We start from the raw sequence: 17,862 nt of genomic DNA, 5'->3' as shown, positions 1-17,862 counted from the left end.
GGAGACGTCTTTAAGGTGAGATGCTTTTAGGAGAGTCGCCGTGACAGCCGCAGAGCTGTTTCGAGCCTCAATAGTCCCGAGGGGCCAGATTCCACAAAATCGATGTGATTCGGGCTTGCTCGTGGGGGGATGCGGGCTAAGTTCGGCGCATGAGTATTCAGCAATTTACTAACCGATTTGTTTGTGATTTGGTAGCCTATGAGCCAGGTAAACCGATCTCTGAGACAGCCCGTGAATTGGGCCTAGATCCTGAGAGTATCGTGAAAGTTGCCTCGAACGAGAACCCGCTAGGCCCAGCGCCGATGGCTCTGGACGCGATCCGTAGCGCAGCGGCTGATATGCACATCTACCCAGATGGTGGTGGCTACAAGCTACGCAGCGCACTTGCTGAGAAATACGACTTAGATTTAGAGAATGTGGTTCTTGGCAATGGTTCCAACGAAATCATCGAGTTGCTGTGCCATTGTTTCCTTAACCCTGATGCGGAACTCATCGCAGCCGAGCACGCGTTTGTGGTGTATAAGCTGATGGCTACTTTGTTTGGTGCGGGCTACGTGGAGGTGACGGATCCAAATTTCGTCCACGACCTCGATGCGATGGCTGATGCGATCACTGAGAAGACGCGCTTAGTTTTCATCGCTAATCCGAATAACCCGACAGGTACGATTGTGGGGGATACAGAGATTACACGCTTCATGGAGAGAGTCCCTGAGCATGTTGTCGTAGTATTCGATGAAGCGTATTTTGAATTTCTCAGTGATGCGCCAGATACTTTGAAGTATGTGCGTGAAGGTCGCAATGTGATTGTGCTTCGCACTTTTTCTAAAGCCTACGGACTCGCGGGTCTTCGCATTGGCTACGGACTTGCCGCTCCTCAGGTAGCTGCAATTCTGCAGAAAGCACGCCAGCCATTCAACACTAATGAGGTGGCGCAGCGTGCGGCTCTGGCATCGCTCGCTGACGCAGCCCACGTGGCAAACACCGTTGCTAATAACAACGAAGGGCTGGCCTTTTACGAAGCAGCATTCCAACAGCGCGGCATGAACTACGTGCCATCGGTTGCGAACTTCATCCTTGTAGAGGTAGGGGACGGCGACAGGGTGTTTGCTGAGATGCTCAAGCTAGGTGTGATTGTCCGTGCGATGCGGGGCTACAAACTCCCAGGTTGGTTGCGAATCTCCATCGGCACTCCTCAGGAAAATGCTCGTTGTCTCGAAGTCCTTGACCAGGTGCTCTAATGATTACCGGTGACACAGTAGCTGCTATTGCTACCGCTCCTGGAGTTGGGGCAGTCTCGCTGATCCGTGTGAGCGGGCCAGATGCTATCAGCCTGTCTGCTAAGGCTTTGCGCTGTAAAGGTGGTCTGGAAAGCCAACCCGAGCGCTACGCAGTTCTGGGCAAGGTGCTCAATGCGGACGGTGATGTTGTGGATGAGGTGTTGGCGACAGTGTTTCAAGGGCCACGTAGCTTCACGGGGGAAGATGTGGTCGAGTTCGCTTGTCACGGTGGAGTGCTGGTCACTCGGCGTGTGTTAGAAAGACTTTTAGAATGTGGAGCACGCTCGGCTGACCCGGGCGAATTTAGCCGCCGAGCATTTGAGAATGGTAAGCTAGACCTGACCCAAGCTGAGGCGATCATGGATCTCATCTCGGCTCAGACCGACATGGCGATGCGTGCGGCGCACGAGCAACTGCAGGGGAAGCTAGGCGACCAATCGGAAGCGCTACGCGAGACGTTGTTAGGTGTGGTTGCCCACGTGGAAGCGTATATTGATTTTCCGGATGAAGACATCGACCCCGACACTGGAGCTGCGATGCTCAAGCGTGTGGATGATGTGCAGCTGGGTATCCAAAAAATGCTTTCTACCGCAGAACAAGGACGCATCCTGCGTGAGGGTGTGAGAACGGTGATCTGTGGTGAGCCGAATGTGGGTAAATCAAGTTTGCTCAATGGTTTGTTAGGTTACGAGCGGGCGATTGTTTCTGATATCGAGGGGACAACCCGAGATACTGTGGAAGAGGTGATCAACGTGAAGGGGATTCCTGTGCGCTTGATTGATACCGCAGGTGTACGTGAATCTACTGACCAGATTGAGCAACAAGGAATTGTCCGTTCAGAAAAGCAGATTGAGCTGGCCGACCTTATTTTAGAGGTGGTCGATGGCTCAAAGCCTGGTCAGCGATTGCTGACTGAGGAGCAAATCAATGGCCGCCACCATTTGCTAGTGGTGAATAAAACCGATCTAGGCCAAGACAATGTATGGGGCGGTGCTGGCGGTGTGCAAATTTCCTGTCTCGATGAGAATGGGCTCGATGGTTTGGCGGATGCTATTTCCGATGAGCTTTTACTCAGCGAGTCCACATGGGGTGGCCATGCGATGGCTATCAATGCCCGTCATCAAGATTGCTTGAAGAAGGCTGGAGAATTCTTGTCGCATGCCCGCGAGTCACTGGTGCTCAATACTGGAATAGAATTTGCATCGATCGACCTACGTGAGGCTTTGAATTCGATCGGTGAGATTGCGGGGCGGGTGGATACTGAAGAAATTCTCGGAGAGATCTTTGGGAGTTTCTGTATCGGGAAGTGAGAAGTGAAGTCGCTTGGCTTGTGGCCAAGGTCGTTACTCGTCCTTTTTCGGCTTGAAGATGGAGATGTCTACGCTGACTGCGTAGGCGCAGGGGATGAGGAAGAGCGTGATGAAGGTGGCGAAGAGGATTCCGAATCCTAAGGAGACAGCCATAGGGATGAGGAATTGTGCCTGAATAGAGTCTTCGAAAATGATTGGCATGAGTCCGGCAAATGTGGTGATGGAGGTGAGGAAGATCGGGCGGAAGCGTCTGATGCCGGACGCGGCAATGGCTTCTCTTAGCGGTGCGCCTTCGAGTCGGCGTTTGTTGATGAAGTCGACGATAACGAGTGAGTCATTCACCACGACGCCAGCAAGAGCGAGCATGCCGAAGAAGCTGAGGTAGGAGATGTCGAGGTCGAGCAAGACGTGGCCCCAATAAGCGCCGACGACACCAAATGGGACGGCGAGCATGACGAGGAATGGCTGGATGAATGATTTGAATGGGATGGCGAGGAGGGAGTAGAGGGTGAAGGTGAGTATCAGAGCGAGGGCGATGAGGCGTTGGTTTCCTTTTTTGAAATCAGCAAGTTCTCCTTCGTAGCTCCAGCTGACTGAGGGGTAGTCGAGCATGAGCATGTCGAGGAATTCTGTGAGTTCTGGTTCTATTGTGGTGACTTTAAAGTCACCTTTGGGGTAGGCGACGACACTGCTGAGTCTGAGGCCATCTTTACGCTCGATGCTGGGGGGGGTGCTGCTTTCTTTGACTGTGGCAAACTGTGCGATGCTGGCGAGCTGGTTGTTAGGTAGACTAATGCGTAGGGTGTCTAGGGTGTGGAGGGATGTTCTTTGTTCCTCGGGGAGCTTGAGCATGACGCGGAGTTCGGAGTCAGCCATCTGAATCTTTTGCACTTGGGTGCCGTAGAAGGCACTGCGGATTTGGCGTGCTAGAGCTTCTTCGGAGAGTCCGGCTTCACGGCCTTGAGCATTGAGTTTGATCTCTAGTTCGCGTTGTTCGCGGGAGCTAGAGCTCCATGCTCTTCTGATGTTATTTTTGTCACTGAGCCAGTCGGTGATCTTTTCGGTGGCGGCGAGGCGTTGTTGGTCGTCATTGGAGCGAAGGTCGATGGAGATAGGTTCGACTCTTTTGCCTTTAGAGTTATTTTGTTCGCTGCGGATGTAGAATGATTTGACCCCTTGCATTTCACCGACTGCTTGTTCCCAGGCAGTGGCGATTTCTATATTTTTGGGGCCAGGGCTAGGGCTAGTGCGTTGTCCGGGGGGGACGATTTCTACTAGGATGTAACCGTCAGTTGGTCTGGCGCTGTTATTCCAAGGTTTTCCACCTGAGGATGTGAGGACGTTACCGATGAGTGATTTACCAGTTCCTGAGTCGACGAATTTGTCGCGAATAGAGTCGAGGCTTTTGACGACGTGCTTGACACGTTCATCGGTGGCTTCGTAGGAGGTTCCGGTTACGGTTTCAAGAGAAGCGTAGATATAGTAGCGGTCGGTGGATGGGGCGGGGTTGAAGTTGTCGGACTTAATGTACCATCCAGCTGTGAGCAGCAGGCTTGTGATGAATAGCGAGATGGTGGCGTAGCGGTGGTGTAGTGCGAAATCGAGTAAAGGTTTGTAGATGCGCTGGATGAATTTTTCTAAGGAGTCGGCGATGTAGCGCTGAGAGCGAATGAACCAGTCGGTTTTTTTGCGGTTGGTTTTGAGGTGTTTGAGGTGTGCTGGGAGAATGAGTTTGGACTCGACCAGTGAGAATAGAAGGACTGGGATGACGACCAGGGGGATTTGGCGAGCCATTTCACCAATGTAACCCTCGATGAACATGAGTGGGACAAATGCGGCAATGGTGGTGAGCATGCCGAAGGTGACAGGTACCGAAACTTCCTCGGTTCCGAGTACTGCGGCATCGAGTGGGGATCTGCCGGGTTCGCGCATTCTGGAGTAGATGTTTTCACCGGTAACGATGGCGTCATCGACCACAATGCCGAGAACGATGATGAAGCCAAAGATGCTCATGTTGTTAGCTGAGACTCCTAAATAATGCATGGCGATGATACCACCGGCGAAGCTGATAGGAATGCCGGCAACGACCCAGAAGGCAATTTGTGGACGCAGGAAGAGGCCGAGGAAAATAAGCACGAGGATTCCGCCCTGTAGGAGGTTTTCACCGAGGGTCTTGAGGCGGCCCTTGAGGCTGACGGAGTCGTCATTCCAAGTGGCGAGCTCGACACCAGTGGGGAAGCTGTCTTGAGCGTTAGCCACGTATTCGTGCACGGAATTGGCGATTTTGAGAGCATTTTCACCATCGAGGCGCAAGACTTCTAGAACGATGGCATTCTGGTTGTTATAGCGAATGACTTTCTGGTCTGCAGCCCTGGTGTCAACGATGGTGGCGACATCGCCGAGTTTGAGTTCGGAGCCATTTTCTCTAGAAATGATGAGGTTTCGAAATTGCTCAACTCCGTATGCCTGTGAGCTGGAGCGGATGAGGATGCGCTCGCCATTATTATTGATTGATCCAGCTGAGAGGTCGATGGAGGTTTCACGGATTTTGCGTGAGAGCTTGTCAATGGTGAGATTATAAGCATTGAGTACCTCGGGTTTTACTTCGATGGTAATTTCTTTGTTGAGCCGTCCTTTGATGACAACTTTTGAAATACCTTCGATGGAGGTGAGGTCGTCGCGCGCTTTTTTCGCGGCTATTATGAGGTCGTCATCGGAAAGGTTGCCGTAGATGGTGACGGAAATGACCTCGTAAAAATAGGCAGTGTTAGGGATGTAGATTCTTGGTTTTTCGGCTTCAGTGGGGAAGGTGGTGATACGGTCGATTCTAGATGCGATCTCAGTTTTGAGTTTATCGATGTCTGTGTTTTCAGCGACGTTGACGATGATGCTTCCAGAGCTGCGGCTGGCAGTGGACTCGACGCTGTCAATCCCAGAGAGGTCATCGAGGGCTTGTTCGATAGGGAGGATGACCTTTTGTTCCACATCTTTTGGGGTGCCGCCGCGGAGGGGGACCTTGATACGAACTTGAGGGAACGAGACAGCGGGCTCGATTTCTACCGGGAGTTGGAAATAGGCCGTGTAACCACCAAACAAGAGAATGGCGATCATCAGGATATTTGCGGCGACGTGATTTTTAGCGAACCAGCGAATCATGGATCAAGGTGCAGGTGGTGAATGTTGTGCGTGAAGGGACTTCCAGTGGTCTAGGCGCTCTTTGATACGCTTCTCTAAACCGTTTTCTGTCGGTGTGTAGTAGTGTCTTCCCTCGGGAAGGTACGACTGGGGAACGTAATTCCCTTCATAAGAATGAGAATAAAAATATTCGAGAGCATTTTCGCTTTCACCAGAAGCTGCGGAGAGTTTTTTGCGTGTGGGGGTGCGCAGGTGAGGGGGGACGGCTAGGGTTCTGCCGTTGTCGACATCTGCAAGTGCGGCGCCAAGAGCTGCGTAGGCGCTGTTGGATTTAGGAGCTGTTGCGAGATAGACTGTAGCGTGGGCCAGTGGGATGCGGCCCTCAGGCATGCCGATGAACTCGAAGGCCTGCTGGGCATCCATCGCAACGCGGAGAGCATTGGAGTCTGCTAGGCCAATATCTTCGCTAGCTGAAATGACAATGCGTCGGGCAATGAAGCGTGGATCTTCTCCGGCGTGGAGCATTTTAGCCAACCAATAGAGGGCGGCATCTGGGTCTGAGCCCCTGATAGACTTGATGAATGCCGAGATGGTGTCGTAGTGGGCATCTCCGGTGGCATCGTAGACGATGGCTTTGCGCTGGATGGATTCTTCTGCAATGCTGAGGTCGATGTGAACGCTGCCGTCCGAGCTGGAGGGGGTGGTCAGTGCTGCTAGATCGAGGGCGGTGAGGGCTTTTCTTACGTCGCCGTCAGATTTTTCAGAGATGTGAATGAGAGCGTTTTCGTGGGCGTCTATCTGGAGGTTGCCGAGTCCATTTTCTTTATCGGAGATGGCTCTTTTGAGCACTCCCACAATGTCCTGAGTGGAGACGGGTTCGAGCTGGAAAATCTGTGAACGCGATGTGAGCGGCGAGTTGACGTAGTAGTATGGGTTGTGGGTGGTGGCGCCGATGAATCTGACTGTGCCTCTCTCGATGTGGGGGAGGAGTACATCCTGTTGGGCTTTGTTGAAGCGGTGAATTTCGTCGATGAAGAGGATGGTTGTTTCACCTCGGAGGTTTAACCAAGTCCGGGCTTGGGCGATTTTGTCGCGGATTTCAGCGACATTGCTCTCGACGCCATTGAGCATTTCAAAGCGCGAATTTGTGGTCTGGGCGATGACAGTGGCCAGTGTCGTTTTGCCGGTGCCTGGTGGGCCGTAGAAGATGAGCGAGCTAAAGAGGTCGGCCTCGATGGCTCTTCGGAGTAATTTCCCTTCACCCAGAATATGGTGCTGACCGGCAATTTCAGAGATTGATTGAGGACGCATTCTGGCGGCCAAGGGTTGCGAGGCGTTGCTCGATTCTTGGTTCTTGGCTTTGGTTGGTTCTGGCCCCTCGGGGAAAAGCGAATCCATGGATTGAGTTGAAACAAAATAGAACCAAACTAGCAACCGTGATCACTGGAATTTTGAGAGAATTCCAGCTTAGGATGAGGAAATACTTGCAGAAATTACAATCTTGTTAACAGTCATGCAGATGGACGGCATTGAGAAGATTTTAAGAAACAATAAAAAATGGGCGGACGAAATCACAGCCAAGGATGCGAAGTATTTTGAGCACTTGGCCGAAGGGCAAGCGCCAGAGTACTTGTGGATCGGATGCGCCGACTCCAGAGTTCCTGCAAACCAGTTATTGGGGCTGAATCCGGGTGAGGTTTTTGTGCACCGCAATGTGGCAAATCTGGTCGTCCATGCTGACTTCAATAGCCTAGCAGTCATCCACTACGCGGTGGAATATCTCAAGGTGAAATACATCATCGTTTGTGGCCACTACGGCTGTGGTGGTGTGCAGGCGGCAATGTCTGGTAAGCGCTTCGGTCTTGTTGATAGTTGGATACGCCACGTCAACGATGTCATCAATATCCACGGCGCCGAGCTCACTAAGCTCGACGAGCCTGAGAAGTTTGACCGACTGTGCGAGCTCAATGCTATCGAGCAGGCTGTCCACGTCTCCCAATCGCCTCCAGTGTTAGAAGCTTGGGAGCGAGGTCAGGAATTGACAGTCTACGCGATGGTGTATGACCTAAAGGACGGTTTGCTCAAGCCTGTGGCACCGCCGATTACGAGCCCGAAGGAGGGTGGTTCGATACGCTAAAATATCACATGGGTGGTGTTAGGGGGGTGGCTAATCAGCGTGCTCGAAACCGACGAGTCGCTGGATAGTGTGCTCTAGGTGCGAGATCATTTCTGGATCGGTGACTTTAGAGCCATCCATGTTACTGACGTAGATGGTATCCATAGCGGCACCTTTCTCGGTGCAGATGCGTGCATGAACCGTGGCGAGGCCGCATTTGCCAATGTTTAGAAAGATGTCGTGCAGTAGTCCGATGCGATCGAGCGCTTGGACTTCTATCGCAGTGAATTGCTGGCTGGCTTGATTGTTGACGAACGCTTGAACTGGAAAAGGTAGGCCCCCCTCAGTGGTGTCCTTTTGTAGGAAATTGCGCTTTTTCTTAAGATGCTTTGACGAGTCATAGGTATCTTTTTGGATCAATTTCGAAAAGGTTTCTTCCACTTTTTTTCTTAGTACCCGCATGCGTCACCGCGAGTTGGTCTTCGGTGCAGACGTGAAAAATATCACAGGTAATACCAGAGGTACTGGTGTAAACATCTGCAGCTATGACGTTTATCTGTGATGCCGCTAGAGCACAGGCGACTTTTTCTAACAATAGCGGGCGGTTCATCGTTGTAACCACAAGCTCAGTGTAGCCTCGGTTGTCGCGGTTTATCCAGCGCAAGTCGGATTCGTGGAAGCCTGCTAGGGCTTTCTCTGCCTTTTTTGTATAGCGGCGGACAGCACGAATGTGGATAGCTAATGACTCTGGGGCTCGATAGCGGAAATACCCTTTTGGCATGGTATCAAAATGAATTTCCAGTTGTTTATGGTATTTTTCCTTAAGGGCATTCTTTGTGCGTTTCTTGAGCTTTTTTAACTCAGCAGCTTGGTCGGCCTTGTATTGATTTTTGCCACTGGAGAGGAAATCTTTGGTGGATCGGAAAAGCTGCAGCATGAGAGTTTCCTTCCATGGTGACCAGGCTTCTTCGTTTGTGCCATTTGAGTCGGCATAGGTGAAAACTAACAGTGCTTCGAGACGTTCCTGGTCGCGCATGATTCCAGCGAATTCTTCAATCACCTCAGGGTCTTCTAAGTTCTTACTCGTAGCGTAGCGCCAGTAAGTAAGGTGGTGGTCGACGAGGAAGGTGAGTAGTGAACGTCGGGCGCCTTTGATTTTAAAACGTGAACAGACCTGTGCGGCGAGCATTGCTGAGCCATCAGTGTGCTCACGGACGTTTTCAGCGCGTCCAGTGTCGTGAAGGATCATGGCGAGATAGATGGCATAGGGGTCCTCTAAATCGGTGAGTATTTTGCGGTAAATAGCACGCTCTCTTCTATCGTCTTCTATTAGAGCATCAAGTTGCTCGATACAGCGTAGGGTGTGCTCATCGGCTGTGTAGCGGTGGAAAAATTCATGCTGAACGAGGCAGTCGAGAGCTCCAAATTCAGGCATCCACCTACCGAGAACGCCCACTCGGTGCATCATTCTAAGGATCTCAGCGACACTTCCTTTGCGCTCTAACATAGCGCGGAAGGTTTCTCTGTTCGCCTTGGCGTTTCTGAACTCAGCGGTGATGAGCGGCCAGTTGGCCTTGATGAGCTTACGGGTCTGTGGAGCAAGGGTCAGGTTGCGTAATTGGCATTCTTGGAAGACGCGCATGAGCCGGTGAGGATCATCCTCAAAAATATCATTATTTTTCGGATAAATCCTGCCATCACGGATGATGAAGCCATCGAGTTCGATGCGCTTTTTTTTGGGTTTAGGTAAAAACTTTAACCATCCTTTGGCGCCATCATTTTCATTAATCTCAATTTGGAAGATCTCCATCAATGATGAGGTATGATGGTAAATAGCACGGGTGTGGCGATAGTAGTCGCGCATGAATGACTCACACCTGCGCAGGATGCTTTTTTCCGGATACTGGAAGTTAGTGGCGACAATGCCCTGGAGTCGCAAGGTGAGAATGTCTGTGGAACTTCCAGTGTGGTAGTGGAGTTCATTGCGGACACGATGGACGAAGTCGTAGGCAGCATTGAGTTCTTTATAAGCGGATTTGGTGAGTATACGCTCTTTCACTAGGGCTTCTAAATGATTGGTGCCGCGTTTTACTTGTTCGACCCAGATGATGTTGTGGAAGTCGCGCAGGCCTCCACAGCTTTCTTTGACGTGGGGTTCCTGCAGGAAGACGGTGTGAGAATACTTGCGATGGCGGGAACGTAGATCTTGGCGACGGAGTTCGAAAAATGCGTCAGGATTTTTCTGAATACAGTCGCGCTGGTAGCGGAGAATGAAGTCGTCGACGAGAGCTGAGTCACCAGCGATGAGGCGGGTATCCATCAGTGCCGTTTTAGACTGTTGTTCGGATTTAGCTTCCTCGATGCATTCGTCAATTGAGCGTGAGGAATGCCCCACCTTGAAGCCACTATCCCAGAGTAGATAGAGGATTTCCTGGACAAGTTCTTTGGTGAGGTTGGATATTTTAGTGGAGCTTACCGGCAGTAGAAAGAGTAGATCGATGTCAGAGCCTGGATTGAGCGTGCCGCGGCCATAACCTCCAACAGAAGTGACAGCTACTTTGATGGGGTCCTGTGGGGAGAGGTGTTGTTGGCTAGTGAGAAATGCTGTGCGAATCACATTGTCGACCATCACGGAGCGTGCACCTGCCACTTCTAGGCCACCAGCTCCTAGGTCGTGGACCTCTCTAATCCTAGAGTCTTGTTTCTTGATGAAGGATTTGATCAAGCTGGCGCGTTCTGTTTGCTCAGTCGTCGCCTTGAGTGCTGGTAAAAGAACGTTTTCAGCCTCTTGAGTGATGGATTCTGTGATCGGGTGCATGCGTGAATAGATTTGAAAAATACTAGATTGGAGATTTGAGGATCCAGTTACAAAAATGGCCCAGCAGATGCTAGGCCATTTGAAGGTTTTTCAAGAGAAAGATTAGAGGATTGAGCCGCTCGTAGGACGCAGCGTTCGGGAACTTAGATGTCCAAGCGCTAACTGTCTTGTTGAATGCTGCGACTTGGCTACGTGCTGAGCCAGCATTGCTACGGCCTTCCTCGAGGAGTGCCTCGAGTTGCTCGATAGTGAGCGGGATGCGCTCGTCAGTAGCAAGGCGACCGAGTAGGTCGTTTTTGGTGACTTCGCGTGCCCGTAGAGCGTCGACAGTCGCAACTGCGTGTTCTTTGATGACCTTGTGTGCTGTCTCGCGGCCAACGCCAGCTTTGACAGCTTCCATCATGATCGTAGTGGTCATGAGGAATGGCAGGTAGTGCTCGTTCTCAGCGTCGATCACTGCTGGGTAAGCATTCATCTGGTTGAGGATGGTGAGGAATGTTTCGAACATTCCGTCACATGCGTAGAACGCGTCAGGAAGCATCACGCGGCGAACCACGGAGCAGGAAACATCACCTTCGTTCCACTGATCACCAGCGAGGCCAGTAGCCATCACGAGGTAACCTTTGAGAATCGTTTGGAAGCCGTTGACGCGCTCACAGGAACGTGAGTTCATTTTGTGAGGCATAGCGCTGGAGCCAGTCTGGCCTTTAGCAAAACCTTCACTAGCAGTCTCGTTACCAGCCATCAGGCGAAGTGTGCGAGAGAAAGAAGAAGGACCAGACGCGAGGTCGGTGAGGACAGAAACTGTGCGGAAGTCGAGGCTGCGTGGGTAGACCTGTCCAACATTGTCAAATACCTCTGGAATGCCGAGGTGCGTGCAGATTTTACTTTCGAGCGCGTCCACTTTTTCGATGTCGCCTTCGAACAGGGAAATTTGATCCATCTGTGTACCAACTGCACCTTTGAGGCCGCGTACTGCGTAGGTCTCGATGAGATGGTTGAGCGAGGAAAGTCCGCCGAGGAGTTCTTCACCGAACATTGCGAGGCGCTTACCAAAAGTAGTAGGCTGAGCGGCCACGTTGTGTGTGCGTGCTGTGATGAGAAGGCCTTGCCACTGCTGGGCACGTTCGTTGATCTTGGAAAGTGTGGCTATTGTTTTATCGCGGAGAATGAGAAGTGAGCGGTAGACCTGAAGCTGCTCTACGTTCTCCGTGAGATCGCGCGAGGTCATGCCCTTGTGGATGTGTTGGTGACCTGAAAGATCACAGAACTCTTCGATACGTGCTTTCACGTCGTGACGCGTAATGCGTTCGCGTTCCATGATTGCTGGAAGGTTTACTTGATCTTTAACTGACTCGTAGGAGTCGATCGCTTCCTGTGGGATGTCGAGACCGAGCTCTTTCTGAGCTTTCATCACGGCGATCCAGAATTCGCGCTCAAGCACGATGCGGCCCTCTGCGGACCAGATGTTTACGATAGCTTTTGAGGCATAGCGCTCGGCTAGCACGTTAGGAATTGCTGACATGCGTAGAGTTGTAGGCAGGCAGGCAGAACATTCAAGCCAAACTCGGTCCATTTTATGATGCAAATCCTCCAATAGATAAACTGTAAAGAATTACTTGCCGGAAGTTTGTTTCAAGAGCTGTGAAAGTTTGACTTAGTTTATCATCAGTCGAGTCAAATACCTCAGCTGTCCTAGAGGGATCATAGTTAGCTGGCAGTTCTGTTGGATGCGCGAGATTATCGCTGAAGCACTATACCGGATAGATTGTTAGTGGCTTGTGAATAAGTTGTGAAAAACCTCGGCAAATATTTCTTAGATAGTTAAAGTGCATACTGAATTTACTTTAACAGTATTCCTCCCATGAAAAATCCTAGAAATTTAAGAAAAGCCCTCGGTGGTGTGCTCGTCATCGGCTCAAGTATCATTTGCCTGCTGTCATATTTTTAAACGCGGGCCAGAATTGAAAAAGGCCAAATTCTAGTGATTAGTGAGCTCTGAAGACTTCTCATCATACGTGTTCAGACGTGCTGGAGTTAAGTAGACTTCCAAGTCTCCGTGAGAGCGTTGGCCACTTCTTGAGGAGTGGTTGATCTGCGGTAGGGGAGTTGGGTGAGCCAGGATTCCTTGTTGAACCATGTGCGTTGGCGTTTGGCGTATTGGCAGGTGGCGAAGAATATTTTTTCTTCACAAATGGCGAGGTCAATTTCATCTGCAAGGTAGGCGCGGATTTGCGGGACGCCGATGGCTTTTTCGCAGGTGACGGAAAAGTTTGTGCTGTCACGGACTTCATCGATGGCTCCTTGGTCGAGCATCTGCTTGGTCCGTAGAGCAATACGTTTTCTGAGCGGTTCCGCTTCCCATTGGATCAGTGCTCCGCGGAGGTTTTTGTCGATCTCGGTGGAGGTGTTTTTCCAGTCGTTCTTAATCTCAGACATTTTCTGGCCAGAGAGTAGGCAGATCTCTAGGGCGCGGATGACGTAGCGGCGGTTTTGAAAGTTAGTCGCTGCTGCGCCCTCGGGGTCGAGCTGAGTGAATTCTTCGACTAGGGAGGCGTCGTCGCGTCGTTCTAGTTGGGCCCGAAGTTTGGGGTCGTTGGCTGGGACTGGAGAGGGACCGTGGGTGAGGAATTTTAGGTACATTCCTGAGCCGCCGACTAAGATGGGAGTTTTGCCACGGGATTGAACGTCAGCAATGATTGGGAGGGCGAGTTCGCGGTAGCGCTGGGCGTCGAACTCCTCGCTGGTGTCCAGCACTGAGAAAAGGTGATGGGGTGCCTGGGCTAGCTCTTCTTTGGAGGGGGAGGCGGAGAGAGTTTCTATTCCTCGGTAGACTTGGTAGGCGTCGGCATTGATGACTTCGCCGTCGAGTTGCTGGGCGAGTGCAATGGCGAGTGAGGATTTTCCAGATGCGGTGGGGCCGCAGATATAGATGGGCTGGCTCATACGATAGATGGAAGTGCTTATGTTTGAGGTTTTGTTGGTGATGTCCAGCTTGATGAAACAAAAAAGCCCCAGTGCTCATGGAGCAACTGGGGCTTTGGAATGTTTATCCGCGATGGATTACTCCGCTGATTCGCTTGTCTGAGTCTCACCAGAAGTATCACCTTCTTTACGAGACTTTGAACCATTTACCACCAGCTGACGGCTCATGAATGGCTGGTCGTGAAGCACTTCAACAGCACGCTCAGCTTCTTCTTTGTTAAGCATCTGGATGAAGCCATAACCTTTAGATTTGTGCGTGTTGCGGTTGTAGATAATCTCTACGTTCTTGACTGTACCAACTCCCTTGAAGAGGTCTTCGAGGTCGTACTCAGTAGCATCGTAAGAAAGGTTTCCTACGTAAAGACGAGCGGACTCGACTGCTACTGGCTGAGGAGCGCGGCGGCGTGGCTTGTCAGAACCCTCATTGGATTCTGTCCTTGCGTTGCGGACGTTGCTCTTTGGAGCTGTTGTCTTTCGATCGGTTTGCCCGTCTTGCTCGCGTTGCTTTCCTTGTGGGCGCTGCGGGCGTTGGGCCTTTCGTAGCTTGTCTTCGTCTAGGCAGCCAATCGCTTTAAGGAACTTCTGCCAGAACGTAAGTACGAGCGGCCTTGGTGGGCGATTGCTACGATTACGGTTGCGGTTGTTACCGCCACCACCGCTATTATTGTTGCGGTTACGGTTGTTATTATTGTTGTTGCGACGCGGGCGGCGGTTGCCACCTTCGCGATTACCTTGGTTTGGTTTCTGTGTGTCTGACATGTGTCGGATGTGTTCGTTGTCCTGGCGCCGAGCGATGTGTCGCCGAATGTATGAGTTGGTTCTTTTCCACCCGATGCTGGCACATTGTGCTTTTCTTCATCGGCAGTGTGAAAATGACTCGATACTGTTTGAAGTATCTAGAACCCGCTCAGCGCTGCATTCGGCGTTCTGCTGGTCTCAAGGATTCGAGCACCAGCAGGTTGAGCTGTTGGACGTTGATCAGAGCTTTCTAAAAAGGCAAGCCGTTTCGCAGTCTTACTTTGAATTACTGTTGCTTTTTTAGCACTGAGGATTATCGTCCAAAAGATTTTTCGTACAATTCTCTATGATTCGATTCCTTATACCAGCCCTACTCTTCAGTCTTACTTTGATTTCTACAAGTGGAGCACAGACTCCGGAGAGCTACATTGTGCTGGAGAGGCACTCACGCAAGGTGCTTTTGGCATCAGGGTCTGAATACAAGCGTCCAATTGCTAGCCTTAGCCATATGGTAACAGCAAAGGTGGCCTTAGATTGGACAAAGGCGTCGGCAACGAGTACGACGACTATGTTGGTAGTGCCTCAACATGGCTTTTATTCAGGAATAGATAACCCATTAGGACTTCAAGCCGGCGACCAGCTGAGTATGCGAGATGCTCTCTACGCTGTAATTTTGGGAGAGGATAGCGTGTCGGCAATGACATTGGCTACGCATGTGGGGTCAAAATTACTTAACCGTCGTCAACTTGCTGGCGACCCCCAGTCTATGTTTGTCAATGAAATGAATAATTTGGCTAGCTCACTTGCAATGCATAATACACGTTTCTATCTGCCTTCAGGTGGGGATACTAGCGGGCGCAGTAATGTGTCAACAGCCTCGGATGTCGCTCGTCTCTCGCTGGCTTTGTCTACAGATACAGCCTATGGATTTTACGCGAAACAAAAGCAAAGGAGTCTGAAGGTTCTCAAACGTGATGAACGTGAGGTGCGCTTAGAAGTTCTCAATTCGAATAAGTTGCTTCGTCGTAAGATGAAAGTGGTTGGTTTGAAGGCCGGTTCCTCAGCGATGGCTGGCCAATGTGCTAGTTTGTTGGTGGATAAATATTCGTATGTCAAAAAATTACCTACTGGCGAGGAACAAGTGACTCCTGTGCAAATGATCCTTGTTGTGCTGGGGTCTTCAGATGTAGAAGCTTTCGCGAAGAATCTTATCCCACAAGGGTGGAGCCAGTACGAGACATGGCGTAATGGTGGGTATTTGGCGTCATCAGATCGCCGCGAGTTCCTAAAAATTGCTCTAGGTCAATAAGCTAGATCTTGCATCATTCTAATTGTTTGTGTTAGTAATGATTTATGACTTTTTGTAGAACTGTCTTTGCCGCATTGCTGACTCTAGGATTAGTGTGGTCTGAAGTCGCTGTGGCGGCTGAGATGAATCTAGATCGCACTTTGGAAAAGCTGGCAGCGTCGATTTTGCGGGAGTGCCCTGATTTAAAGGGCGATGAGAGGACCAGCGAGGCGAGGCAGAAATTGGTGGATGAGTTTGAAAAGTTCAAAGTAGACTCAATTTCACGCGAGCAGCTAAAAAAGATCAGGCGCGGCAAGGTGGATTATAAGCATTTTGCTTGGACTCATCTTATTAAGGTCTACGAGCGAGGGCATTTTAAGGAACCCAAGATGCAGTTTCTCCTTAAAAAAGCGAAAGCTGAAAAGATGCGAGGTAAGGAGCACTATGTGGTGTATCGGTTAATGTTGTCGTATTATGAACTTAAGGTGGAGGAGCGAACCCTGGCTTCTCGAAAGTCGCTGAGTCACTTAGGTAAAGAGTATACTGCTTATTTAAGACAGAACGGGAGGTCTCCGAAAGATCTAGAAACTTTACAGGTTGATGTAGCTATGAGGGGTGGGATAGATCCTCTAACTGGTTTAGAGTCTCAGTGGATTTACATCGGTCAAGGGCCAGCTGAGATAAGAGGGGGGAATCGGTATAGAGTTATCGCTTATGCTCCGTTCACGACCGGCAAAGATTTGGCATACCGTTGGGTAGTCTACAAAGGTGGTCAGCTTGGAAGCTGGAAGACTGAGACCTTGGTGGCGGCCGTGCAGAAAATGGAGAGGGAAAATTTGGTGGCGTTACAGCCTCCAGTTGTAGTGGTAGCGCAAGCCATAAAAAAGAAGTCAATCCTAGGTGGAGAATCCACGGAGGTTGCCAAGAAAGAATCGAACTCTGTGTCGAAGTCGAAGCTCAAAATCACGATTAGAGAACTGTGGTAACAAGGGGGAGGAAAAAAACCAACACTGTACGTGTTGGGATTCCTTAAATGAGCTTGGTTTAGTGTTCGTTTGGACTTTCGCCCGATGCGACACCGAGACTTTGGCTCTCCAGCGGTAAGAAGTTTTTGAAGCGCGTTTTGTCGATAGCCTTCATGTACGCTTCCTCTGGGGTGACAATACCAGCGCGGAGCTTATCCCAGATGGCTTCGTCCATGAACTGCATGCCTTCCGCTTTACCTTGGGTGATGACGTCGGTAAGTTTCTGGGTCTTCCCTTCTCGGATGATAGAGGACACGGCTGGAGTGGTGAACATGATCTCGTTTACAGCAACTCGGCCGCCGTCGATGCGCTTCATTAGCAACTGTGCTAACACTCCGCGCAGTGATGCAGCCAACATGGTTCTCACCTGTGATTGCTGGTCAGCCGGGAAAACGTCAATGATACGGTCAACTGTCTTACGCGCATTGTTAGTGTGGAGTGTGCCAAATACTAACATGCCAGTCTCAGCAGCAGTGAGAGCGAGCGAAATGGTCTCGAGGTCGCGCATTTCTCCCACCAATACGATTTCGGCATCTTCACGCAATGAGGCGCGAAGGCCATCGGAAAATGTGGGGCACTGGTGTGGAACTTCCCGCTGAGTAAGGATGCACTGCTTGTTCGAGTGGACGAATTCGATTGGCTCCTCGATTGTGATGATGTGTTTGCATTGAGTGCGATTGATGTAATCTAGCAGAGCGGCAAGTGTTGTAGACTTACCTGAGCCAGTAGGGCCGGTCACAAGAACGAGACCAGAACGGATGTGTGCAAAATTTTTGACGACTTCAGGAATTCCAAGATCTTCTAGGGATGCAATTTTTGTTGGGATTAGACGGAAAACAGCTCCGAGCCCTTGTCTTTGTTTGAAATAATTACACCGGAATCGCGACTCTTCATCCATTGCGTAAGCAAAGTCTAGATCTCCTTCTTTAAGATACATTTCGAATGACCGCGGCTCGCAAATCTCTGCGAGCATTTGCTTGAACGATTCTCCTTTAAGAATCGACTCACCCTCAATTACTGTGACGCTACCATGGATGCGAAGCTTTGGAGATTCTCCCTCGGTGAGGTGTAAATCTGATCCACCAGATTCGACGAGGAGCTTAAAATATTTATCAATAACAGCCATAGGTGTGCTCTTAGTTAGATTGTTAAAAAGGGTTTAGTTAGGAT

Annotated in this window: 13 protein-coding genes; 5 read left to right on the top strand and 8 right to left on the bottom strand. The window is 50.6% G+C overall.

The features are described 5' to 3' along the window. The first annotated feature begins 149 nt into the window (after nucleotides 1-149). Nucleotides 150-1,238: a histidinol-phosphate transaminase gene (gene hisC, locus BSZ32_RS00305; protein WP_105041583.1), complete on the top strand. Its 1,089-nt coding sequence runs from the start codon at nucleotides 150-152 to the stop codon at nucleotides 1,236-1,238. Then, a complete protein-coding gene (gene mnmE / locus BSZ32_RS00300) occupies nucleotides 1,238-2,587 on the top strand; it encodes a tRNA uridine-5-carboxymethylaminomethyl(34) synthesis GTPase MnmE (protein WP_105041582.1) in 1,350 nt (449 codons plus the stop codon). The genes hisC and mnmE overlap by 1 nt, the downstream gene beginning before the upstream one ends. Before the next feature lie 33 nt (nucleotides 2,588-2,620). On the opposite strand, the gene BSZ32_RS00295 is transcribed toward mnmE, so the two are convergent. Continuing rightward, complete coding sequence (locus BSZ32_RS00295; RefSeq protein WP_105041581.1) at nucleotides 2,621-5,743, bottom strand: efflux RND transporter permease subunit; 3,123 nt, start codon at nucleotides 5,741-5,743, stop codon at nucleotides 2,621-2,623. A 3-nt stretch (nucleotides 5,744-5,746) separates the two neighbouring features. Then, the gene (locus BSZ32_RS00290) at nucleotides 5,747-7,120 is read right to left on the bottom strand and encodes a replication-associated recombination protein A (protein WP_105041580.1); all 1,374 of its coding nucleotides are present in this window, start codon (nucleotides 7,118-7,120) and stop codon (nucleotides 5,747-5,749) included. Between the two features lie 121 nt (nucleotides 7,121-7,241). On the opposite strand from BSZ32_RS00290, the gene BSZ32_RS00285 reads away from it, so the two are divergent. Continuing rightward, nucleotides 7,242-7,859, top strand: a complete 618-nt coding sequence (locus BSZ32_RS00285) for a carbonic anhydrase (protein ID WP_105044722.1) — start codon at nucleotides 7,242-7,244, stop codon at nucleotides 7,857-7,859. Between the two features lie 30 nt (nucleotides 7,860-7,889). Here the strand turns inward: BSZ32_RS00285 and BSZ32_RS00280 are convergent, their stop codons facing one another. From BSZ32_RS00280 to BSZ32_RS00260, 5 genes are all read right to left on the bottom strand, one after another. Further along, nucleotides 7,890-8,258, bottom strand: coding sequence for a hypothetical protein (locus BSZ32_RS00280; RefSeq protein ID WP_129589511.1), 369 nt, complete (start codon nucleotides 8,256-8,258; stop codon nucleotides 7,890-7,892). Continuing rightward, nucleotides 8,236-10,656: a [protein-PII] uridylyltransferase gene (gene glnD, locus BSZ32_RS00275; protein ID WP_105041578.1), complete on the bottom strand. Its 2,421-nt coding sequence runs from the start codon at nucleotides 10,654-10,656 to the stop codon at nucleotides 8,236-8,238. Before glnD ends, BSZ32_RS00280 begins: the two co-directional genes overlap by 23 nt. Before the next feature lie 70 nt (nucleotides 10,657-10,726). Next, a complete protein-coding gene (gene purB / locus BSZ32_RS00270; protein WP_105041577.1) occupies nucleotides 10,727-12,181 on the bottom strand; it encodes an adenylosuccinate lyase in 1,455 nt (484 codons plus the stop codon). Between the two features lie 512 nt (nucleotides 12,182-12,693). Beyond that, entirely contained in the window at nucleotides 12,694-13,602 is a 909-nt protein-coding gene (gene miaA / locus BSZ32_RS00265) for a tRNA (adenosine(37)-N6)-dimethylallyltransferase MiaA (RefSeq protein ID WP_105041576.1), read from the bottom strand. 117 nt (nucleotides 13,603-13,719) lie between these two features. Further along, a complete protein-coding gene (locus BSZ32_RS00260) occupies nucleotides 13,720-14,400 on the bottom strand; it encodes an RNA recognition motif domain-containing protein (protein ID WP_105041575.1) in 681 nt (226 codons plus the stop codon). A gap of 325 nt (nucleotides 14,401-14,725) precedes the next feature. On the opposite strand from BSZ32_RS00260, the gene BSZ32_RS00255 reads away from it, so the two are divergent. Next, nucleotides 14,726-15,688 (top strand): D-alanyl-D-alanine carboxypeptidase family protein, encoded by a 963-nt coding sequence (locus tag BSZ32_RS00255; protein WP_105041574.1) that lies wholly within the window; start codon nucleotides 14,726-14,728, stop codon nucleotides 15,686-15,688. A gap of 140 nt (nucleotides 15,689-15,828) precedes the next feature. After that, nucleotides 15,829-16,653, top strand: a complete 825-nt coding sequence (locus BSZ32_RS00250) for a hypothetical protein (RefSeq protein ID WP_129589510.1) — start codon at nucleotides 15,829-15,831, stop codon at nucleotides 16,651-16,653. Nucleotides 16,654-16,711: 58 nt separating this feature from the next. On the opposite strand, the gene BSZ32_RS00245 is transcribed toward BSZ32_RS00250, so the two are convergent. Further along, nucleotides 16,712-17,818 carry a type IV pilus twitching motility protein PilT gene (locus BSZ32_RS00245; RefSeq protein WP_105041572.1) on the bottom strand — a complete coding sequence of 369 codons (1,107 nt, stop codon included), beginning with the start codon at nucleotides 17,816-17,818 and terminating at the stop codon, nucleotides 16,712-16,714. Between the last annotated feature and the right edge of the window lie 44 nt (nucleotides 17,819-17,862).

The sequence above is a fragment of the Rubritalea profundi genome (assembly GCF_002954445.1).
Lineage (GTDB): Bacteria > Verrucomicrobiota > Verrucomicrobiia > Verrucomicrobiales > Akkermansiaceae > Rubritalea > Rubritalea profundi.
The sequence above is the reverse complement of the archived record's forward strand: the minus strand, read 5'-3'. Positions and strand labels throughout refer to the sequence as shown.